General features: G+C 42.1%; 17 protein-coding genes and 2 riboswitches. Of the genes, 2 read left to right on the top strand and 15 right to left on the bottom strand.

Features of this window, described 5'->3' with window-relative positions; genetic code table 11:
• Positions 1–211: 211 nt before the first annotated feature.
• The 7 genes from sstT to MHZ95_RS12920 all read right to left on the bottom strand — a co-directional run bounded on the left by sstT (position 212) and on the right by MHZ95_RS12920 (position 10,175).
• Positions 212–1,462 (bottom strand): serine/threonine transporter SstT, encoded by a 1,251-nt coding sequence (gene sstT / locus MHZ95_RS12890; protein ID WP_239391069.1) that lies wholly within the window; start codon positions 1,460–1,462, stop codon positions 212–214.
• Between the two features lie 277 nt (positions 1,463–1,739).
• Entirely contained in the window at positions 1,740–3,299 is a 1,560-nt protein-coding gene (locus MHZ95_RS12895) for a SagB family peptide dehydrogenase (RefSeq protein ID WP_239391071.1), read from the bottom strand.
• A gap of 22 nt (positions 3,300–3,321) precedes the next feature.
• The gene (locus MHZ95_RS12900) at positions 3,322–5,265 is read right to left on the bottom strand and encodes a TOMM precursor leader peptide-binding protein (protein ID WP_239391072.1); all 1,944 of its coding nucleotides are present in this window, start codon (positions 5,263–5,265) and stop codon (positions 3,322–3,324) included.
• Entirely contained in the window at positions 5,262–7,211 is a 1,950-nt protein-coding gene (locus MHZ95_RS12905; RefSeq protein ID WP_239391073.1) for a putative thiazole-containing bacteriocin maturation protein, read from the bottom strand. The genes MHZ95_RS12900 and MHZ95_RS12905 overlap by 4 nt, the downstream gene beginning before the upstream one ends.
• Before the next feature lie 162 nt (positions 7,212–7,373).
• The gene (locus MHZ95_RS12910) at positions 7,374–7,646 is read right to left on the bottom strand and encodes a heterocycloanthracin/sonorensin family bacteriocin (RefSeq protein ID WP_370643030.1); all 273 of its coding nucleotides are present in this window, start codon (positions 7,644–7,646) and stop codon (positions 7,374–7,376) included.
• A 274-nt stretch (positions 7,647–7,920) separates the two neighbouring features.
• Positions 7,921–8,913 (bottom strand): adenosine deaminase, encoded by a 993-nt coding sequence (gene add, locus MHZ95_RS12915; protein WP_239391075.1) that lies wholly within the window; start codon positions 8,911–8,913, stop codon positions 7,921–7,923.
• 56 nt (positions 8,914–8,969) lie between these two features.
• A riboswitch (purine riboswitch) is annotated at positions 8,970–9,069 on the bottom strand.
• A 389-nt stretch (positions 9,070–9,458) separates the two neighbouring features.
• Positions 9,459–10,175 (bottom strand): 3-ketoacyl-ACP reductase, encoded by a 717-nt coding sequence (locus tag MHZ95_RS12920; protein ID WP_239391076.1) that lies wholly within the window; start codon positions 10,173–10,175, stop codon positions 9,459–9,461.
• 436 nt (positions 10,176–10,611) lie between these two features.
• On the opposite strand from MHZ95_RS12920, the gene MHZ95_RS12925 reads away from it, so the two are divergent.
• The gene (locus MHZ95_RS12925; protein WP_239391078.1) at positions 10,612–10,992 is read left to right on the top strand and encodes a winged helix-turn-helix transcriptional regulator; all 381 of its coding nucleotides are present in this window, start codon (positions 10,612–10,614) and stop codon (positions 10,990–10,992) included.
• A 106-nt stretch (positions 10,993–11,098) separates the two neighbouring features.
• Here the strand turns inward: MHZ95_RS12925 and MHZ95_RS12930 are convergent, their stop codons facing one another.
• Both MHZ95_RS12930 and MHZ95_RS12935 read right to left on the bottom strand, forming a co-directional pair.
• Positions 11,099–12,355, bottom strand: coding sequence for a nucleoside permease (locus tag MHZ95_RS12930; RefSeq protein WP_239391080.1), 1,257 nt, complete (start codon positions 12,353–12,355; stop codon positions 11,099–11,101).
• A gap of 45 nt (positions 12,356–12,400) precedes the next feature.
• Positions 12,401–13,342: a nucleoside hydrolase gene (locus MHZ95_RS12935; protein WP_239391082.1), complete on the bottom strand. Its 942-nt coding sequence runs from the start codon at positions 13,340–13,342 to the stop codon at positions 12,401–12,403.
• Between the two features lie 298 nt (positions 13,343–13,640).
• A riboswitch (purine riboswitch) is annotated at positions 13,641–13,742 on the bottom strand.
• Between the two features lie 1,216 nt (positions 13,743–14,958).
• On the opposite strand from MHZ95_RS12935, the gene MHZ95_RS12940 reads away from it, so the two are divergent.
• Positions 14,959–15,732 (top strand): DUF2935 domain-containing protein, encoded by a 774-nt coding sequence (locus MHZ95_RS12940; protein ID WP_239391084.1) that lies wholly within the window; start codon positions 14,959–14,961, stop codon positions 15,730–15,732.
• 92 nt (positions 15,733–15,824) lie between these two features.
• Here the strand turns inward: MHZ95_RS12940 and MHZ95_RS12945 are convergent, their stop codons facing one another.
• The 6 genes from MHZ95_RS12945 to MHZ95_RS12970 form a co-directional block, all read right to left on the bottom strand.
• Positions 15,825–16,265, bottom strand: coding sequence for a hypothetical protein (locus MHZ95_RS12945; protein ID WP_239391086.1), 441 nt, complete (start codon positions 16,263–16,265; stop codon positions 15,825–15,827).
• 146 nt (positions 16,266–16,411) lie between these two features.
• On the bottom strand, positions 16,412–16,753 hold the full coding sequence (locus MHZ95_RS12950; protein WP_239391202.1) for a stage II sporulation protein P: 342 nt from the start codon (positions 16,751–16,753) through the stop codon (positions 16,412–16,414).
• A gap of 128 nt (positions 16,754–16,881) precedes the next feature.
• Complete coding sequence (locus tag MHZ95_RS12955; RefSeq protein ID WP_239391088.1) at positions 16,882–18,372, bottom strand: multicopper oxidase family protein; 1,491 nt, start codon at positions 18,370–18,372, stop codon at positions 16,882–16,884.
• Positions 18,373–18,391: 19 nt separating this feature from the next.
• Positions 18,392–19,069, bottom strand: a complete 678-nt coding sequence (locus MHZ95_RS12960; protein ID WP_239391090.1) for a response regulator transcription factor — start codon at positions 19,067–19,069, stop codon at positions 18,392–18,394.
• A gap of 19 nt (positions 19,070–19,088) precedes the next feature.
• Positions 19,089–20,450: a sensor histidine kinase gene (locus MHZ95_RS12965; protein ID WP_239391092.1), complete on the bottom strand. Its 1,362-nt coding sequence runs from the start codon at positions 20,448–20,450 to the stop codon at positions 19,089–19,091.
• A 345-nt stretch (positions 20,451–20,795) separates the two neighbouring features.
• Positions 20,796–21,275: an SRPBCC family protein gene (locus MHZ95_RS12970; protein ID WP_239391094.1), complete on the bottom strand. Its 480-nt coding sequence runs from the start codon at positions 21,273–21,275 to the stop codon at positions 20,796–20,798.
• Positions 21,276–21,638: the final 363 nt, after the last annotated feature.

The following is a 21,638-nucleotide window of genomic DNA, read 5'->3' on the forward strand; positions in this document are numbered from 1 at the left end:
TGGGTGTCGCAAGTGCACGAACGGTCTTCATTGGCTAATCGGAGTAGCACCGAACTAAACGTTCTAGCCCCACGAACTTCTTTGGAAAAGCGCAACAGTGTAGGGATGGCAACCTCAATCGCAAGGTTGATCAGGTCGCCCTAAAAAGTGTGCTGTTAGTAGCAAGTTTCCACTAACCCAAAGAACCCCACGGCTTTAGCCGTGGGTATTGTCAGGATCTCCCGAATTTCCATCCTGGCATTGAAATCGCTTTGCCTTCTTTCCGCTCTTTCGCATATTCAGCTGTAGCTGTGAACAGGACGTCAGAAGATGAATTCAATGCAGTTTCACAAGAATCCTGAATAACCCCGATGATAAAACCGACACCAACCACTTGCATTGCAATATCATTTGGGATACCAAATAAACTACAAGCGAGTGGGATTAGTAAAAGGGATCCGCCCGCAACACCTGATGCACCTGCTGCCGAAACAGCCGCCACAACAGAAAGTATAATGGCAGTCAGTATATCTACTTCAATCCCAAGCGTGTTTGCTGTGGCAAGCGTCAACACAGCAATCGTTACAGCCGCGCCAGCCATATTAATCGTAGCGCCAAGCGGGATGGAAACGGCATAAGTATCCTCGTCTAACCCAAGTTTTTCTGCCATTTTCATATTGACTGGAATATTCGCAGCTGAACTACGTGTAAAGAATGCAGTGATACCGCTTTCTCTTAAAACCATTAAAACAAGTGGATACGGATTTTTTCGCGTATAGATGAATACGATTAATGGATTCATAACAAACGCGATAAACAACATACATCCCACTAAAATTAAAATTAATTCACCGTAAGTTTTTAAAGCAGAAAAACCTGTCGTTACAATTGCATCAAAAACAAGTCCCATAATACCGAACGGCGCTAAATTGATCACCCATTGTACCACTTTAGTGATCGCATCCGAAAAACTGCCTAGCACATCTTTCGTATTTTGCGTTGCCTTTTTTAATGCCAGCCCTAAAACGACTGCCCACATTAAGATCCCTAAATAGTTGGCACTGATTAAGGCGTCAATCGGATTGGCAACTACGTTAAAGAGTAATGTTTTAATAACTTCCACAATACCTTCTGGAGGAGACAAATCTTCTACTCCTGTTGTCAGTATTAGTTTAACCGGGAACATAAAGCTCGCCACCACAGCGACAACCCCAGCAAATAATGTGCCAATCGCATAAAGACCAAGTATCGATTTCATATTCGTTTTCGTACCACTCTTATGCGCAGCAATCGCATGCATCACCAAGAATAAGACCAAGACAGGTGCAACCGCTTTTAACGCCCCAACAAATAAAGAACCAAGAATAGAGACCCCACTCGCCGCGTCAGGAACGGTTAAAGCCAAGATAAGACCTATAAGTATACCGATAACAATCCGCTTTACCAGACTTATCTGATTCCATTTTAAAACTAAACCTTTCATAAACCTACCCTCCAAAATTTTCTGAATACCCCATGTTAGAACATGTGCAATCACTTCTCCTCGTATAAGCATCCTCAACTTATTAACTTAAGAGTAGATTGACACCCTATTTTAACACAATTTTTTAGAATTGCGAAACGGCTTTTTCATATTTGAACCTATTTGGGCATTCCTGATGAAAATAATAAAAAGCTATATTCTCCTTAATAATTGCTTTTTTTACTCTCTAAAATTATAGCCTCAATTCCTAAAAAGAAATTGAGGCATTGCCACTTACTTAACTACGCAGACTTCCAGTTAACCAAGGACGGTGTCGATACGGACCTGTCGGGATTTGAATGAGACTAGTTTTTCCTTGTGGACTCAGCTTATAAATCTCATCACATACGTTCGCATCAAAGCCGAGGAGCGGGTGTCCTCCGATTCCAAGGGCTGACGCGACGAGCAGGATTCTTTGCACCAGCATACCCGCTTCCATTTGTTGGATGCGGCATCCTCTATATCCCATTTCCGTTTTGAAATAATTTTTGTTCCCTGCCACATGTAGGCACAGTGGCACTTGGAACATATTCACATTCCCTCCGGAAATGCCGTGCTGTAACCGTAATCGCGGATCTCCGAGTTGTACCGGACGTAACGCATGGGCAGAGCTGTCATAGTGATAGGCACCATTCGGAATGCCTTCGACATTATACAAACATCCGTAAATTGAGACACGGGACTGCTGTTTCTTTTGAACTCCATCCAAATCATTTGGATACGAGAAGGAATCCACCGCGCCCTTAAGCAGTGTGGCAAGCTGTAGTTGACTGACCTTTCCCAGAACGAAATCTATGTCCGGTGAAAATCGCTTTCGGCAGACTGACGCCAAATCATACGACAATTGGTTCACAGAAGGTAGCGTCACCGTTTGACCCCCACCATTGATTGGCTCCTCCTTGATCTGCCGAAACGATCTCGTTGATTCCAACATAGACGCTTCATTCATTTTAGTTAACATCGGAAACGCTATAACCCTTCGTGATTTCACGTAATGAGTAGACTGAATGGCTGTCAACTCTTGGCATAATTCAGTGGCAGAGTCATCCCTATCTATGTGACTTCTGTTGAAGTAGCTTGTTGATTCCGCCGATAGTGGAATCACCGCATACACACTCTCCTCTTGTTCGGAAAGCCCAAGCAGGTGGTTGATGGCCCGATCAAGGAACTGGAAGTATACCCAAGGGACGAAGCCAAAACATTTTGCAACTTCCAGTAATTGTCCAATCAGCACACCAGCATCCAGCCCTTGAAGACGGTAGGCGAAGTTATTGTATTTAAAGAAATTTTTCCAAAACATTGTCGATACAAAAACAGAACCAAAACAATCGGATAGATCACAACGATTACCAAGTGCCCGGGATAGATAGGAATCGAAATTTCCTTCCCGGAGCAACACTAAGCGATGATGTGCTACATCATAATGGTAAACACCCGTAGGCAAATGCTCGATTTTCAAATAAACGTACAATTCGTTTGGATACAGCGCCCCACCGGAAGGAACAAACCGCCGTTTCGACTGCATTAAGTCCAAGGCTTGATCGCTCATCATAGACTCGCTACATTGAGTCAGACCAAATACATACCAGAGAAAATGACCGATTTTGTTTAGGTCGACCTTTGCAGTTTCTTCCATCCTTTTAAGCGTCAACGGTACCTCTAATGAGAGCGGAATCGTAGGTAAGCCACGGTAGAGCTTATACGCAAGCGGTGCATCATCCCAATCCACTTCCCAGTCTCGCGGGCTTACCTTGTCAATGTCAAAATGGAGATTGTGCAGAAATGCCTCAAGATTCATCCTCCTACCTCCTCACGACTGGTTACGGGAACGGATGCGGATATGGATTGAGCTGTTCAAGTGTTAGCGATTGTTCCTTATATCCGAGCTCCATTGGCACCCGGAGCACTCTCTCAAGCCCTGTTATTCGGGTAAGATGTTGACCGAATGTCATCGATAGCATCCCCGGAATCAGGACTTTAACGCAAAACAGTCCATTTTGTTTAATTTCCGGTGTCGTTTGGTCCACCACGATTACATCAAGGTTCAATCCCCTAAACGCCTGGAGAATATCCCTTAGATCATCCGTGAGGTCTGCATGCACTGCCTCCCATTTGAATTCCTCGTCAAACGTTCGCAATGGGCGATTGTCATCCAACAAAAACTGTAGGCGTTCTTCCGCTTCCGGCAACCCATACAACATCCCATGATCATCCATCTTCCGTACCAAGGAAGAGTCTTTGAACATTCTGACATACTCCTCCCGGTTTGCTTCAAAATTCTCGTCAAGTATGAGCATCATGCCAGCCAACTCTTGAATCGAGCTTTTCGCCGCTTGTATTGGATCCAGATGAGCGCCGGCCGCACTGATGATATTTAACCCCTTTTTTTTCCTGTTTTTCGCCAGTACTAACACACTTGGAATTCCATTCTCCATCGTCGAGTTATAAAAATGGAGATCATAACCACCAACCGCCCGCACACGGTCAATCATCAACTTTAATTCTTGATCGTTCGTAGAATCAGGGTCAAGACGTGGGAGTGCCAGCTCTGCGTACCAAGTCATTAGAAACGAATCGCGCTCTACAACTTCCATAATCCCGTAGAAAATGGCCTCCTCTAAACTACCGCCTAACGCACATCCATTGGACGTTTCATAGACAAATCCGTCTCCGCAGCCCAAGCTGTAATAAGCAAGCAACTCTGGAATCAGGATCGGACGCTCTTTCAAAAACGAATAACCCCAAACCCAATCGATCGGGCGATCAGGATGGAACGGTTTGAACGGAAAATTAGGCAGCGCATACTGTTCCTTTGAATGCACACCTACCTCGAGCGGATGAAGCGCTCGGTTTTCCAGATTGCGGTAGCTGTCATGAACTACTGTTCGTTTTCCACTTGGAGAAAGACCACAGTACCGCTCTAACCCCTCCAAAATAGCCGTACACTCACTAACCTTGTATGAATGAGTCCGGCCTGCCACCCCCTCGTCTCCCGTAAACATCGGCAGATTAACACTTACATCGGCAAATGGTAGAGTAAGGTCATACATTTTACCATTTACTAAACCAGTCCGCTCATCTAAATAATCCCTGCTTAGCATACTTTGCAGTTCATCCATGGAACGACAGCGGTAACTGTCAGGACTGATCTTCGGACTAGATTGCAGTGTAATTCGGGCCGCGTCTGGTGAATCATCGGGTAATCGATTACAGATCGGACACAGCGGGTCAGGAAGAACCGAATGCCATGAATTCTTTAGCGATTTCAGATTGATCAAACATAAACGACCTTCAGAATGAGCCTGATCTCCATCTAGTATGTTCTGTACCTCCGACTCGAGAAGGTGCGCCATTTGCAAGAGTCCCGTACGCGATGCCCAAGCATCACGCGGAATTCCCCCGTGAGCCTCAAGCCTCTGTTCCAACTCCCACATCTCTCTACGGTCTCGTCCGGCTATGAGACGTCGTTTGTCTGCACACTGGGAGCAACCTGGTATCTCAGGACGTACTAGCGGCCCAATCACGCCTTCTCCATAGGAAACAAAGCCTCGCAGCCAAGGTACGCCGGTTGGCCGTAATACCTCTTCCGCCTTTTTATGAATGGATGGATTCAAGGTATCGTGCAATACCAGCACCAGATCAGTCGTTTCTGGTACGCCCGCCTTGAAATCGAGGCGGCGTATGACTTCGTATGGAGTGGATAGATCCCCGCACACACGGTCAGCCAAAAATCCTTCTCCAACAACCATCACGACGGCACTCACTGGAATCCTCCCTTCTCTCGTAACAATACGCCAAACACCCCTGCGAGCCCCTCTTTCAAAAATGGTTCAAATGCTAGATCAACTACGTATAGCCGTTTGTGATTTCGTTCTAAGGTTTGTTTAGCAGCATGCAAAATCTCGGACTGTTTCTTCTCATCACAAGTGGGGATAACAAGGCTGAGTGGACCCTTTTCTTCCAGTAGTACGGACGAAACTTCCTGCGCTTGCACTGGGTGGGAAGCCGAAAGCGCCTGTTGTAACGCTTTTCGCAATGCCAATGTCATCGTCAAATCTACAGCACTATACCAGCCGTCACTCGTTCCGACCCAGATGACAGGGAAACCATTCACTTCCTCTCCTAAACCGATTGTCGGTGAGCCATGCATCGTGGTCAGTGCCTCCAAATAAAACCGGCAGCGTTCATCTTCTATTGTATCCACTTGCAACGGAGCAACATGATTTTTTTCATTGATCAGCCGCTTGCTTAACTCTTTATCCAAATACCTTTGCAATCCCCGGCAAATACCTTCCGCAACCGTTTCCCCCGCTCCAACTCCGATGAATTCCTTTATTTCTATCGCATTCTCCCCTTTTTCCTGGTCGAAAGGTAGGGTTGCAGCGAGGAGTTCAACCGCTTGTGACACATACGATTCTATCCCAGCCAGTCCTGCTTCTCTCCTTGCTTCCTCATGCGTTAGACCCGTACAAACAATGTCTGGTAAAAGCTCAGCAGGTCCCTTCGACAATATATCAACTGCCTGAACGCGGCACTGAGCTAAAGGTAGCTGTTTTAGATCTCCTTCCTCCCAAATATAAAAAACCCCTGATACTTCCGATGTCAACTGACTGAAGTAAAGTAACAATCTATTCGTTTCATCTTTGCTTACGCTTCGTTCAAGACGCACATCCAAATCTGTTACCCATTCGCTAGACACGTGTCCATCCACCAACGGATGAGGCAAAAACGAATGCCAGTTTCCTTCCAATGTGTCTAGATCAAGTAGATAGAATAGGTTCCTCTGTTCAGATTCGGTCACTCCTGTAATTTCTTTAAACAATTCAAATGTGATGACATTGGCTAACATTGCCCCTGCTGTGGCAGAGAAAGCGGTGAACTGCTGCTCTTTGGAAAGTGCGGCTCGATGCGTGCGCCTCCACGCAGACTCCCAACAACTCTTAGAGTCTGGATGCACTAGTGGACCCGCAAAGCCCACCTGCTGTTGGCATATAGCAGGGAGAAACACCTTCTTCTCTTCCCTGCAAACCTGATGAAGAACTCGGAGCTCCTCTATATCGCCCTCCTGAGACACATACAAAATCGAATCAAACGGTTGAACGATCTCCCGCCAACAACCTTTCCCCTCCTTCTGCAAGCTGATCTCTTCGACCGCTATCTCGCTATCTGTTTTACGGGCATGTGCCACGAGTTCCATCAACCGCTGTCTATTGGTTGGCACAGAGTCCGTAATCAGCATATGGAACTTGGGCAATCCAGATTCAAGTAATGAAGAAACCAACGAAACAAAAAAAGGGCCAGCGCCAACTATCAACACTTTTGCCTGACGATAGGTTTGAAATCGGTACGCACTCGAATCACCGAAACTGTCCAGGAATTCAATTTGGGATGCATACTTATTTAGAACCTGATCGGCCAATTGATGAGGAAGATCTTGGCTCACATCCCGAACATACTCATTTCGGTACAGCACTTCCGCAATTTCATAGACACGATCCCGATATGGACCGGGCAATCCGTCTGTCAAATCCCCTAGCGTGTACGTCCCGTTGAACATCGGTATCAGTTTTTCAATCCACTGAACGATCTCATTTCCTTCCACACGAAAAGAACTTTTATTGTTCCGAAAATACACACCATTATTTGAATCGGGGAGAAAAAATGTGTCCCTTTTCGCTTTCAGACGCATTCCAGGGGTCAAATTTGGCATTCCGCTCCTCCTTAACCATGGCTATTTCTAAATCGAAATGATGACAAACACTATCATCCTATGTACCGTAACTTGTTTCATATGTTTACTTTATATAGAAAAGCCCCTGCAACAACTGCAGGGACTTTGGCAATCATGGTGTTAGTTAGTAATCTAGAAATATTAAGCGTGGCAACGACCACCACAACGACCGCCGCAGCGATGACCGCAACGAAAACAATTAGAGCAACGGAAACAGTTAAAACAATTAAAGCAGTTAAAGCAACTAAAAAAGCAACTAAAGCAGCTAAAACAACGGCCAACGCCACCGATAATACCGAGCTGCGCAGTTTGAGTTTGATTTGGAAAAGATCCGTTCGGGTCCCACTGAACTGCCTCACTCGTATTGAATTCGCCAACATTCAACATCTGGAGTTCGTTATAGAATTCATTCATTCTTGCCACCCCCGGAAATTAAATTAACATGATGTGCGCTGAACATGAAAGGGGAAACAAAATAAAATTAAGCTAAAACAACTGGGTAATAGTTGAATCCACCAATAGTCCATATACACTCTTTAACAACTTATGAGCAATGGGTGTATAATGCTACTGATGACAATGCCTATTTTTGCACGAGGTAGCCTCACATATTGTTGCACCGTTATCAAGCATCGTCTTCATTCGAGATTCATACGCTAGCTTCAGTGCAGCACGTAGGGGGAATCGTTCAATATTGTGCCAAGCACCATTCTTTGATTTCTTGATCGGCAAAGGATGCTTCTACACTAGTTACATAAATTTGCCGCCAGTCTTCTTCGCTCAGATGAAATTCTCCGTTAACTAAATGGATTTCTTTGGCCATTGTCGTATCGGATACCGTTCTGTTATCCGTATTAATGGTCACTTTTATTCCATCTTTATGAAACTGATAAATCGGATGTTCGGAATAATGCTGAACCGCCTTCGTTTGGACATTACTTGTTGGGCACATTTCAAGCACGATTTGTCTTTCTTTCACGATTTTATAAGCCTCAGCACATCCTTTAATAAATACGCCATGCCCTATTCTTTCAGCACCCAACAGTTCAACAGCTTCTAGAACGTTTTTACCGATTCCCGTCTCACCGGCATGAATTGTTACTCTGTAGCCGTATTCCTTAGCTAATGCGATAGGTTCTACAAATTCACCACAAAAACCTTCTTCTTCTGACGCGCATAAGTCAATTGCCACTACACCTTTTCCAAGAAACTTTCTTCCCTTTTCAACCACTTCATATGCGCTATCCACAGACATGGTTCTCATGCAAGACAGGATGATATTTCCCTTTATTTCATAACGGTTTTCAGCCTCCCTCATCCCCTCGATAACAGATTGAATAATTTCTTCAACACTAAGACCTTTTAAAATGTGAAGCAATGGGGCAAAACGGACTTCTAAATATTTTACATTTTCCTTTGCGGCATCCTCAAATAGCTCAAAAGTGATTCTTCTTAAACTATCCTTAGACTGCATTACCATATTAGGAAGCGAAAATCTTTTTAAATATTCATCAAGAGATTCACATTCCAACGGAGCAATCAGCTCTTTTTGCAGCTCCTCCTGATCAATAGAAGGCAACTGAATACCTTCCCTCTGAGCAATATCGATGATCGTTTCAGCTCTCAGGCTGCCATCCAAATGGCAGTGAAGTTCGATTTTGGGCATTGCTAAAAAATTCATTTTTGGACCTCCTGATAAATTTGAATATAAAAAAATTCCTGATTACGAAGAAAATACAAGTTTTGCACTTTCTTCGTAATCAGGAATTTCAGGTTCCTGGTAGAGACCTCCAAACCATATTATTGGAGTTATACGAAATTGATTGGAACGTATGAATGTTTTTAGACAATAGCAAAAGAAGGGGAGATTGTCAACTTGGTGCATCATAACAGTGACTGGCATCATTTAAAGAACATGACGACTGCTTTTCGTCACACACCCCCTTTCACTTCATACATATACAGCTCATCCCTGTCCAAATCTCCTGATTCCTTGTCACGTAGACATACTCAATGCCGTCGCCTAAACAAAATAACCGGATCAATTGCCTATTTTTATCATACACCCGTGCGTTTTCTTCAACATTCTCCGCATTATGGTAATACGACCGCGAACAGATAAGTAATATATGCGCATCATCAATCGGTTGTATGTGATGATATCCCCAAAAAGAAGACGCCATTCCCAATACATCGGATGGCGTCTTGCTAGTTCGATTCATTCTATTAAGGGTTCGTCGACCAAAGGCCTGCATGTTTTAAGACAACACGTGGATGAAGTTTCAACTGGGCAACCATTAAGTCTGCTAAATCTTCCGCTTGCATCACTTTTTCTGGATTGCCGTCTGTTAGGTTTAATTCGACAGCCATATCTGTTGCTACCGTGCTTGGCGTTAACGTTGTAACCCGAATATTTTTCTTACGCACTTCAAGCATTAATGACTCACTAAGCCCGATCACGGCAGCTTTGGAAGCCGAGTATGCGCTTGTGATAGGTGCACCTTTTTGACCAGCCGTTGAGGAAATGTTAATGATGTCTCCTGTGTTGCGCTCCATCATTTCCGGTAATACTGCACGCGTTGTGTAGTACACACCTTTAACGTTGACATCAATGATATTTGTCCATTCTTCAGGCGTTAAGTCCATGAAGTTACCGAATTTTGAAATGCCTGCGTTGTTCACTAAAATATCGATTGCACCCAGCTCGCCACGAATCGATTCAACCGCTGCGGTGATCGAGTCTAAATCTGCTACATTTGCTGCGGCAATTGCTACCTTCACATCGTACTGTTTAAGTTCCTCTGCAACTTGTTGTAAATTTTCAAGCGTACGGCCAACAAGCCCTACGTGAATACCTTCCTGTGCAAAAGCTTTTGCTGTTGCACGTCCAATTCCACGTCCCGCCCCTGTAATTAACGCCACTTTTCCTGCAATTGTTTGCATGTATTTCTCTCCTTTAGCTAAAATTGATTGATGATTGACGAAATCATGTATGATGAATTTAAAAAATGAATACCCGAGTGGATAGAACCGTTATGATGCTATAATGGATTACACTGTGTTACTCGGAAATGATTCGTCTTTAAGACTACCTTCATTCTACCCAAGGTTTTCTACGTTGTGAAGAATGCACTTTATTGTGCGGAGGTTACCAAACGGTTACCACTAATCAATTACGCCTCGGCGTAATTGCGTCCAGATTTTGAATCGAGCAAGCTCGATTAACTCCTTTCAAAATCTGTGACATCCGCCGGAGGCTTAACTTGAATCAGCAGGGAGTTTGGGCTCCCTCTGATTGAAATGCCTTCTGGCATTCATCCCGCCACTTATGGAAGTGGGGGACTTCTGCTGAATCAAGTTAAAAAAGGAGTTATTACTCATGTCAGATCCATTAAGAAAAGAGATCCAAGAACGTATATTAAATCATGATTATCATTGTGAAAAAGAACTTACCTTATCGATTATCAGCGGGAAATGGAAAGTTGTAATCTTGTGGCATTTAGGTGTAGAAGGGACACATCGATTCAGCGAACTTCAAAGTCTTTTCCCAAAGATCTCCCATAAAGTATTAACCAATCAATTACGTGACCTCATAGAGGATGGAATTGTACATCGAGAAGTGATTCCAGAAGTTCCTCCGAAAGTCGAGTATTCCATGACTGAACTTGGGATGACGTTATTACCCATCGTTGAGATGATGTATGATTGGGGCAAAAAACGGATCGAACAAATCAAACAGGAAAACGCATATTTGGAGTGATTATTTCAGATAAGCGCTACAAAATAAAAAGCAGCATTTCCTCCATAAATGAGAAAATGTCTGCTTTTTATAGTTTGTATTCAAACGTAACCCCACATCATACGGATCAAGCCACTTTGTTTACTTGATTCATTGCATCTTCGTCATGTTTGTATTTGAAACTGATCGCAAAGATGATTCCGAGAACAATGGTATAGGCTGCAAAAACCAACCAGATCTGCTGCCAGTCTTTAACACCGTCAACCGTTAAATAATCCACTATTTTCCCACTAATCACAGCACCTAAATAGGCACCGATCCCGTTCACCATTGTCATGAATAAGCCTTGTGCACTCGCACGGATTCGACGATCCACTTCTTTTTCCACAAAAATTGATCCGGAAATATTAAAGAAGTCAAACGCTGCACCATAGACAACCATGGATAATAGCAATAAGATGAACCCTCCACCGGAAGGATCTCCGTAAGCCAAGAAACCAAACCGCAATGTCCAAGCAGCCATACTCAACAGCATAACCGTTTTAATTCCGAATTTACGTAAGAAAAACGGTATGGCAAGAATAAAGAACACTTCTGCAAACTGGCCAATCGATAATAAAATTGCCGGATATTTCACCGCAAGGCTTTCTTTATAATCAGGATTTAATGCAAAATCATGCAAGAACGGGTCAGCAAAGGCCAAGTTAATTTGCAGTGCAGCACCGATCAGCATGGCAAAGATGAAGAAGATGGCCATTTTCTTTTGTTTAAACAGGACAAACGCATCCAGTCCTAACAGATGGACCAACGACTTTTCCTTCTTGACGTTTTCGATTGTACAATCAGGCAATACCAATGAAAATAATGCAAGTAAAAGGGCAGCCCCCGCTGCAATGTATAACTGGATATTACTTAACTCAAATCCACCAAGACTAATGGTCCACATCGCTAAAATAAAACCAATGGTTCCGTAAACCCGAACAGATGGGAAGTTTTTCGTGCTATCGAGTCCTTCTTTTTCTAAACCGAAATAGGAAATGGTATAAGACAATGAAATCGTCGGTATATAAACCATCGCGTTAAAGAACATCACCCAAAACATCAGGGTTGGGTTCGTAGTTTGTGCCGCGATCAATAAGGCAATTGCTCCAAGAAAATGACAAATGCCATACAATCGATTTGCTTTTATCCATCTGTCAGCAATAATCCCGATAAGACTTGGCATAATAAGAGAAGCAAGCCCTGATGAGCCATAAACTGCTCCAACTTGCGCGCCGGAAAAATGTAAGGTATTGATCATATATGAGCCAAGTGTAATCAGCCAACTTCCCCAAACAAAAAACTGGATAAAAGTCATTATTTTAAGTCGTGATTTAATTGTCATTTTTTCCTCCTGCTAGGCGTAAGTGCCAAAGCTTCCCTTTTCGAATTATAGGGCTTTTTTCGCTAATTCCGTCATGTAATCAAAGAATGCATCGCGATCCACGTCATAAACCACATTCACCGGTCGGCCATCAGGTGTTTCCACTGTACGTCCTTGACTCGGTCCATCTGTGATGACAATACTATTAACCGTTTGTACTTTCACAAGGTCACTGTTGCCGAGAAACGCCGTCGTTAAGACGTCCCATAGATAGTAGGTAGAATTTGTTGAAAAATGAACGAGCGGTGGCACCATCGCATAACACTGACCGAGGAAATCAACCCCGATATACTTACGCTCTTTTGCCCACCGTTCACGTACATCTGGAGTTAACGGTACTTGATTGGTACTTTCAAGCGCGACTAAATCAATTTCAATGTTCGTTTCCCATACGCGAGCAGCGGCTTCCGGATCCCAAAACACATTCCATTCGGCCGTTCCATCATGTTCAGGTTCGTGAACATTTCCAGCTTCCCGGAATGTACCGCCCATCCAAACGAGCCTTTCGATTTTCTCTTCAATCTCTGGCGCTTCATCCAAGGCGCGGGCAAGATCCGTAAGGGGTCCTGTGAATAATAAAGTCGTCTTTTCTGGGGTATTTCGAATCGCATCGATCATATGAAGATGTGCCGGCTTTTCTGCTACTGGTGTATTAATTTCTCCAGATTCGTTTAAAATCGGAAGTGCATCTACATAAAAAGCGTGCATGCGCCAATCTTTTGGAAAAGGATTTTTTCCGCGTGAATTTGACTCAGCTACATCGAGGCCACCGTTGCCAAAGCGATCGATAATTTTTCGGCTAGCAAATACAGCTGGCTCCAAATAACAATCAGCTGGAATAACCGATACACCCGTCAATTCGACATTATCCATCTCAAGTAATAAAAATAATGAAATAAGATCATCGACGCCGCCATCATGATTAAAGTAAATAGGTTTTTTAGCCATTCCAAATTCGCATCCTTCTCGTTTTATTTGAATAGTTGGTTAGTAAAAGTGTGGTTCACTGCCATTTTTTGACTGAACTCGTTGTCAGGCAATCAGTGGTCTTTAAGTATTTTTTATCAAAACAGTTCTCTAAAGTCTCCCCGATTCCAAGGGTATTTAAAAGGATTCTGGACATTCTTCTAAGTGCCGAAATTTCCCCTTCCTAATTTCAATTCAAGTAAAATGCAAAAAACCCGGATAGCTATCTACCCAGGTTACGGATTTACATGTTGAAGGAGTGGAAAGTAGTGAATACAGATTTCCAGTCATTCTTTCATGTAGTCCGGTAGTTTACGGTTACCAGGTAGAAACGCTCAAGCCATATTCCTGAGCATATACATTCAATAAGCTTCTATTTGTTTTTTTGAACTTAACATTTATAGCATTAAAATCTTAAATTCGTCAATGCAAAACACGAAAGTTTTTATTTTTTGATAATTAATTGTTCGGATATTACAACATTCGACAAGCTTATCGGTAAATATTGGCAAGGAAATATTCCGATCACAACCCTTATAACCGATTATTTCCAAATCAAAAACGCTTTTATTAGGTTGAGCTACACCCTTCATCCCGTTTACTTTTACAACCTTTTCGTAGATTGCTTGAATTTGGTTTTATCTATCAACTTTTTAGACACTAATACTCATATTCCCATCACAATTCTTAGGTACTAGTCCATTCGGATACAATGGCTTATTCCTTCTACCATACCCTTTTTCTAACACTTGTAATCTTCTAGCCTACTCTTCAACATCAACGATCCTAACGGTCTGCATCCGATTATGCTGTACTAGCTAATTCATTTCATGTCATTCTGTAATCAATAACAAACACAACGTCGAGATTGTTCTCGACAGTTTCTTTTTTAATTCTTTTAACCTTTTAAGTTATTGCTAGGGGCAAGTTGCCCTCTGTAAAAAGGGCAATCTGCACGCCCCCTTCAGCTGAAGATGCACTCTTCGATGGTGCAAATTGCCCCGTCGATAATTGTTGTATTTCATGAATGGAAATTCTTCGTATCTCCACTCGTCATATGTTTTGTAAACCCGCTTATGCCCATCCCGAACATGCGTCGAGATGAGCTAAATTTGCAAAGGTAAAATGGGCTCGCTGAAACCCACTTGCATCACAAGCAATGGAAGCGGTGATTCTTTTATGAATAAATACACTGTAGCTCCCTTCATCTATTCAATCAGTCATGTCAAACGCGTTTTCCCGGGGAAAGCACAACGTCTTGCGCCTAGACGAACGATGCCTTCACCCTTTATATAGACAATTCATTCGCAAAAGTGGACAACGTATCGGCAAGTCATCGCTAATTGTGTACGGATTCAATCAAAAAATGCCTATCTCTCAAACAACGAAGCTTTTTTTACTACATACGATTGACAGTAACGGATCTAGATAACCAAGAACAGTAATCTTTCGTTCATCATAAAGGATATACACTGTGAATATCATAATTTGGGTGAAACATTAATAACAGGGCCAGCCCAGAGACCTACGGTAATTATGGAGTTGCGTGAAGTAATTGATTCGTCTGGAAGGGTACTAATTACAGAGGAGTTGGATTGATGGCGTATACGGATAATTACGAAAGGGATACCTACGGAATTATCGCTTTTTGGTTACGGAATGATTATGATCATGGCCGCTTTTTTGACAGAGAAATAAGCCATTATGAAACGGAATTGGCACGTGCAAACCTCAACAACATTCAGCGTTTGGGAAGGGTATGGGAAAAGGCGGAGAAAAAACAAGGCGATATTGGCACATTACTTCACGAAGCCCACCATGCCACTAGTGAATTTCATAGTCTTCTCGCCTACACAATGGATAAATCCCTTCACTGTGATGTTATTATCTCTACACCGGTATCCCTTATAGATCATATGGTACGAGAATCAGAAGAGTCCCAGAGGGTCTATAAGTTGATTGAAAGTGGTACTAAAATTTCACCGGCAGATGCAATCATACATGAATGCGTGTTCTGGGTAAGGCAAATGGCAGATCATCTTGGCTATATACGCCATTATTCAGATGTATCGAATTATGACTTGAATTTTAGGGTGACGGAAATGATGCAAAAATTTGAGCGTCTATATATGCAAGCAACCGCACTGCAAACCATGATACGCACTCCACGGAAAGAAACGATACCAATTCTAACTCAATTTAAGAATATTATTATTAAAGAAGCCAAGAGTTTAGAGGCATTTAAATTGGAGGTAGATGAGTTAATCAAGACATGTGCAGTCGCTACAACATCGCCACCCGATTTGTTGGAACACATAGCTAGAGAAGCCCATCATTTATGGAGAAACTTAGAGGAAGAGAGAATAACATAATACAGGCGAATTCGATTAGGAACCCATTTTGATCAATGCTTTTCAAAATGGGTTCTTATTAGTTATCATAATGTCATTTTTTATTGGTATCATCAGTAATGTTGATAGCCAACTGGGTAACACATACAACAAGGTATCATTGCTTGGAGGCGAATACCACACTGGTGCCAGTGTCCACTTTCCATACTTGGACCATGTCCATGTTGCCCCGAAAAAAATGGATTGGCATAGATTGGACCCCGACTGCCTATTGGTTGATTTTGACCGTCTCCATGTGGTCCTGGGAAGGATGGAACAGCATAAACCGGACCGAAACCGTCTCTAAATTGACTTTGACCAAACAAAGCCGGATGTTCCTGACTTCCTTGCTGCTGTCCATGGCCAATTCCTCTACTTCCACGTTGCCCTGACCCGGTTGGAATGGTAAGGTCTGGCCCAACACTATTTACTATTTGATCATAAAACGAAGATGTGAATTCCTCCTCATCCCGTCCGTGATATTCGCTAGGCGATTTACCGTCATGATTAGCCACATCCATTCTCCTCTCATAGACATTCATTACTCATTTTATTCACCTAGCAATTATTTGGGTACATATTGGGCGATTATGGGATATGGTTTTCATAAAAACAAACAGTAATGAAGTTACGCCGAGGTGAATTAAAAGTGATTATCCCCTTAAAAAATCCCTATTTCTTCTTGATTCGAGTGTGGTAGAATTCTTGCGTAACGAATCACGATGTAAGTCCAAAAAATCTCTAAATCTTTATTTTCAACCCGTTCAGATTGTACATTTTCTCCCAATAACTTATAAGAACTGCTATAGTCTAACCTTCTTAAACTTAATTCCTGTACGATATCGGTTGAATCCACTTTTGTTCCTGCGCCCCTTCTTTCCAGCGCCCTACCCAGCATTTCACCGACCAACGTAATATTGGCTTTTGAATGGTAGGCATCTTCCGGTCTATTGGTGCCTTTTAAAAACGGTAAAAACGACTCTCTGTTATGAGTGTGATAAATATAAACAACATCTCTGCCAAAGGTAGATTAGAATGAAAATATTTTCTCAGATGATGAATCTTAAAACAGTTAGTGTGAACGAATACACACTAACTGTTACAGACTTTCACACGCAATTGAATTGGAGTTTATTTCACTTTTACCTGTCCCATCATGCCATTGTCTTCATGTTCTAGGATATGACAATGGAACATATACACGCCTTTATGCTTAAATTGTATTGCTATTTTTACTGTCTCATCTGGTTTGATGGAAATACTGTCCTTCCAGCCCCGTTCATTTTCAGGTGGCTCTTCTCCGTCTCTAGAGATTATCTTAAACTGTGTGCCGTGAATGTGGAACGGATGGATCATTCCGCCCATCATATCCGGTTTATTGTAAATTTCCCATACTTCAGTGACCCCTTGCTGTTGTGTGAGATCAATTCTTTCAGGATCAAACTTCTTTCCATTTATCGTGACCATGTCCATCATCCCAAAGAGTTCCACTTTCTTTGTGACTGGCAATTTCATCTCTTCTTCTGTAATTGAGAAATTATTCATCTCAGCTGGAATCTTGGTCATCTCTCCGCTTTCATCCAAAACCTCGAAGGGTAAAAGGACAGATCCATCTTCATTTATTAACGCCAGATCATTTTCTGTATCGAGCCGTGAAAAATCAACAATAATTTCTGCTCTCTCAGAAGGCGTCAGTGTAACTTCTTTTAAAGTGACAGGTTCATTCAAGAAACCGCCATCTGTTGCGATTTGGACAAAAGAATCTCCCGTATTCAATTTAAAAGTGAAGTTCCGCGCATTAGACCCATTTAGTAAACGGAGACGTACTTTCTCTTTATTTACAGTTAACTTAGGATTGTGCGTGCCATTAATCAGTAACGTATCGCCAATTGTTCCGTCCTCATTCATGGCAGCGCTAAAATTCAATTGTTTCTTATCATCAAATAGTTTATCTTGAAAAATCAAAGGAATATCATTCTTCCCATAATCAGTTGGCAATCCAAGGCTTTTCGAATTTTTATCCTCAATATAAATTAAACCTGCAAGCCCATTGTATACCTGTTCAGCAGTTTCCCCTTCAGGGTGGGGATGAAACCATAATGTTGACGCTTCTTGTGTCACTTCAAATTCAATCACTTTCTCTTCTCCCGGTTTTAATGGATCATGCGGTCCGCCGTCCATGTCCGCAGCTACTTCTAGCCCGTGCCAGTGAAAGGTTGTCACTTCATCCAGCTCATTTACCGTTCTAATTTTAACCCTGTCACCTTTCTCGAAACGGAGCATCGGTCCTAAAAACGACCCATTGTATCCATACGTTTCAGTTTCAGTCCCATCGAATATTTCGGTCTTTCCTTTTTGAGCCCGAACGGTGTATACGATACCTTCCTCATCATCCCGTTCAAGCATGGAAGGGATTTTCAAATCATTCTCCCCTGTCGAGTCGTTTAAACTCACTACTTCGTCGTGACTCATATGTCCTTCCATCATGTCAGACATCATGGAATGGTCCATTTCTTCCATGTCATGATTCATTTCCTCGGCAGGCTTCGAATTATTAGTACTACAACCACCAATAATCAATAAACTAATTGCCGCCGCAGCGAGCTTTATCTTCATTCCCATCAACTATTTCCCCCTCCATTTAGTTCCACTTATATCCGATTCCCCACACCGTTAACAGGAAATCATGGATAGGGAACCCCGCGGTTTTCAATTTTTCTCTTAAATTACGGATATGCGAGTCCACTGTTCGGATATCTGTGAAAGTATTATAATCCCATGCTGTACCCAAAAGCTGTTCCCGCGTAAATGTCCTTTTCGGATGCGAAATTAACGCCTCCATAATATAAAATTCTTTCAAGGTCAGTTGCACTTCAACATTTTGGTAATGTAATGAATAAGAATCTCGATTCAATAGGAATTCTCCATATATGACATTACTATGATCTGCCTCATCATTTGCAGTGCGGCGCAGCAATGCGTTCACCCTTGCCACAAGCTCCCTCTCATCAAAAGGCTTCGTGATATAATCATCCGCCCCAAATTCGAGTCCTTTTACAAGGTCCGACTTGTCCGACCTCGCGGTTAACATAATTACCGGGATGGTCGATAATTCACGTATTTTCTTACACACTTCCCAGCCATCCAGATCGGGCATCATCACATCCAATAAAACAAGACTGACCTTTTCTTTCTCTGCTATTTCCAGTCCCTTTTTCCCGTTATCCGCTTTTATACATTTGAATCCATGAGGCTCCAAAAACAACTCCAACAAATCGAGCATCCTGCGCTCGTCGTCAACAAGCAAAATCGTTCGCATTTGTTCAACTCCTTACCGATTAGATCGCTATCGTGAATAGGCTCCCTTTTCCCAACTCGCTCTTCACTTCTATCGTTCCTCCATGCGCTTCTACCAATTCCTTTACAATTGCAAGGCCAAGACCAGATCCGCCGAAGGTTCTAGAACGAGATTTTTCAACTCTAAACATTTTTTCGAAAATCTGATCGATTTGCTCTACTGGAATTCCTATTCCTTCATCCTTGACAGATATAACAGTTCGTTGTTTTTCCTTAGCTATTGCTAACGTCACCGTTGTATATTCCTCTGAATACTTTAGAGCATTATCCAATAAATTCAGTACGATTTGTTCCAGTCGTACTGGATCTGCATCAACTTGAAAGTCCTCTTGACAGATCAAGTGAAGCTTTACATTTTTCAAATCAAAAGAGGGGACGACAAGCCGATAAACATCTTCAAAAAAATGTTGGGCGGGGAATTTTATCTTTGAAACAGTGAACGTCAGTTCATCCATTTTTGCTAAGTCCATTAAGTTTTTCACGAGGTCTTTCATGCGGTTGGATTCTTCCGCGATAATCGATAGATAACGGTTCCTTTCCTCATTAGTCAGTTCTTTTCTCATCGCCACTTTTAAATAACCTATTAAATAAGTTAGTGGAGTACTAAGTTCATGGGAGATGGATGCGAGAAACTCATTTCGCTCTTTTTTCATCCTTTCTAGATCAGTTGCCAACTTCCGGATGGCGACTGATAATTCGCCAAGCTCATCATTTCCTCCTGCCGGAAGGCTGACATTGAATTTTCCTTCACTTAATTTCTCCGTCGCTTCTTTCATACGAATTAACGGTCGGGTAAGAAATTTGGACAGGATTGAATAGATGACAAACAGGACAAGGATAATGGCCCCCCCTGCCAAACCGAAGTGAAAGTTCAATTTCCCTACTAATTGTTCAATTGGTTCACTGCTTTGGAACATCAATAAATATCCAGATCTATTTTCATCAACCTCGTATGGATGTGCACTTACGATATAAGGTGAATCTTTCCAATTTGGCATGACAATTTGGTCATATTGATTCTGTGGACTTTGTAGGAAGGACAAGGAAGGCAACAAGGTTTCTAATTTTTCATCTGAACTCCGGATGACCTTACCGTTTTTCTCAGTAATGATCACTCCTCTGTCCCCTTCTGCTTCCATTAAGATAATATGGGTGATCGTTTCATCCGAATAATGGTCCTTTAGAACATTTCGGTGATTCGCCCCACTCGCTAACAGGCGGGAATATTCTTCATCGACTCGTGTATGAATGATATTTTGGTGTAAATACATCATCAGTACTGTTTCCAGTACGAGGAAAGAAACGATAAAGTAAGCAGCCAGTTTAGTTGAAATCTTATTCATCCCAATACGTTCTCCTCTCCTCATGCAATTAGTATAGAAAATAATTGTGGATAAATTATGCAGATGAGAGTCAAATCAAGGAATTCCTTCGAATTCATGACTTCTTTGTGTCTGCATACATTCTTCATAAATCTTCGATGTAGTAGCGGTTGTCATCACAACGAAGACATCCCGGTCGCACGATTGGCGTCCTAAAGAATCACGAAAGGAGCATTTACCATCGTTATAATGGCAAGGAAGTGCGAATTTACAAGGTTAAAGACTTTGAAAAATAAAAAGCCTAATTCCTCCGCACTTTTTAGCGAGAAATTAGGCTTTAGATATTCAACAAACTCACCCGATAATTTAATGTTCCCTATTGAATGCTTTACTATAGATGTCACGCAGCTTAGCTGAGTTATCGGACCACTTAATTGGTTCACCATTGACGATTTGGACCAATACATCCAAACACCTATGCCATCCTGCCGCGGTATTAACCGCCCATGAATCATCGTTAAAAGTATGGGTAAAGATCATTCGACACCCTTTATCCTCTTCCTGCAATGAAATGTTTATCAGATCATCAACTTCACGGAAACCAAATAAATAAGGCTTTTCTAGCTTTGTAATGGTACCCTTATATGTCGTTCCTTCACCGTCATCAAAGGCAATATGGCCACCCAGTCTGACATCCATCTCTCCTGTTGCGAAGGGGTACCATTGAGAGAAGTAACTAGCATTAGTAATGACATCGAAAACATCTTCTGGATTATGAAGAAAAGTTCGTTCAAATCTTAAAGCATAACGACCGTTTGACTCATGTAGTGTACCATTTTCATTCATCATTTCATCCTCCCTCTTTTAATCCTTGAAGTCCACTTCTTCAAAAATTAAAGTTGTATAGTCTTGGAAAAATCAAAAAAACTCAGATTTGTTTTCATGCCTTTATTGTAGCAAACATCTATATAACTTTAAAACGGGCTCAACGCCAACAGCTGTTCTTGACTAAAAATGTACAAAAAACATCTGTATCCGCCTAGTTAACGTGTTTTTCATGCTGCATCACGATCATTTCGCAAAAGAAGTTTCTTTAGGATGATAAAGATTCTTACCGCACAATTTGTCTGAATAATTCGGAAGTAAATAATCAAAGTTGAAACTATTCCTCCAACTAAACGTAAACTTATTTATGAAGAAGCTAACAGG

Origin of the sequence: Sporosarcina sp. ACRSM, from assembly GCF_022346545.1 — a bacterium.
Classification (GTDB): Bacteria; Bacillota; Bacilli; order Bacillales_A; family Planococcaceae; genus Sporosarcina.

Excerpts from the sequence above, each read along its gene's own strand:
- sstT (WP_239391069.1), bottom strand. The coding sequence starts at position 1,462 with ATGAAAGGTTTAGTTTTAAAATGGAATCAGATAAGTCTGGTAAAGCGG.
- MHZ95_RS12895 (WP_239391071.1), bottom strand. The coding sequence starts at position 3,299 with ATGAATCTTGAGGCATTTCTGCACAATCTCCATTTTGACATTGACAAG.
- MHZ95_RS12905 (WP_239391073.1), bottom strand. The coding sequence starts at position 7,211 with ATGCCAAATTTGACCCCTGGAATGCGTCTGAAAGCGAAAAGGGACACA.
- MHZ95_RS12910 (WP_370643030.1), bottom strand. The coding sequence starts at position 7,646 with ATGAATGAATTCTATAACGAACTCCAGATGTTGAATGTTGGCGAATTC.
- add (WP_239391075.1), bottom strand. The coding sequence starts at position 8,913 with ATGAATTTTTTAGCAATGCCCAAAATCGAACTTCACTGCCATTTGGAT.
- MHZ95_RS12920 (WP_239391076.1), bottom strand. The coding sequence starts at position 10,175 with ATGCAAACAATTGCAGGAAAAGTGGCGTTAATTACAGGGGCGGGACGT.
- MHZ95_RS12925 (WP_239391078.1), top strand. The coding sequence starts at position 10,612 with ATGTCAGATCCATTAAGAAAAGAGATCCAAGAACGTATATTAAATCAT.
- MHZ95_RS12930 (WP_239391080.1), bottom strand. The coding sequence starts at position 12,355 with ATGACAATTAAATCACGACTTAAAATAATGACTTTTATCCAGTTTTTT.
- MHZ95_RS12935 (WP_239391082.1), bottom strand. The coding sequence starts at position 13,342 with ATGGCTAAAAAACCTATTTACTTTAATCATGATGGCGGCGTCGATGAT.
- MHZ95_RS12940 (WP_239391084.1), top strand. The coding sequence starts at position 14,959 with ATGGCGTATACGGATAATTACGAAAGGGATACCTACGGAATTATCGCT.
- MHZ95_RS12955 (WP_239391088.1), bottom strand. The coding sequence starts at position 18,372 with ATGGGAATGAAGATAAAGCTCGCTGCGGCGGCAATTAGTTTATTGATT.
- MHZ95_RS12960 (WP_239391090.1), bottom strand. The coding sequence starts at position 19,069 with ATGCGAACGATTTTGCTTGTTGACGACGAGCGCAGGATGCTCGATTTG.
- MHZ95_RS12965 (WP_239391092.1), bottom strand. The coding sequence starts at position 20,450 with ATGAATAAGATTTCAACTAAACTGGCTGCTTACTTTATCGTTTCTTTC.
- MHZ95_RS12970 (WP_239391094.1), bottom strand. The coding sequence starts at position 21,275 with ATGAATGAAAATGGTACACTACATGAGTCAAACGGTCGTTATGCTTTA.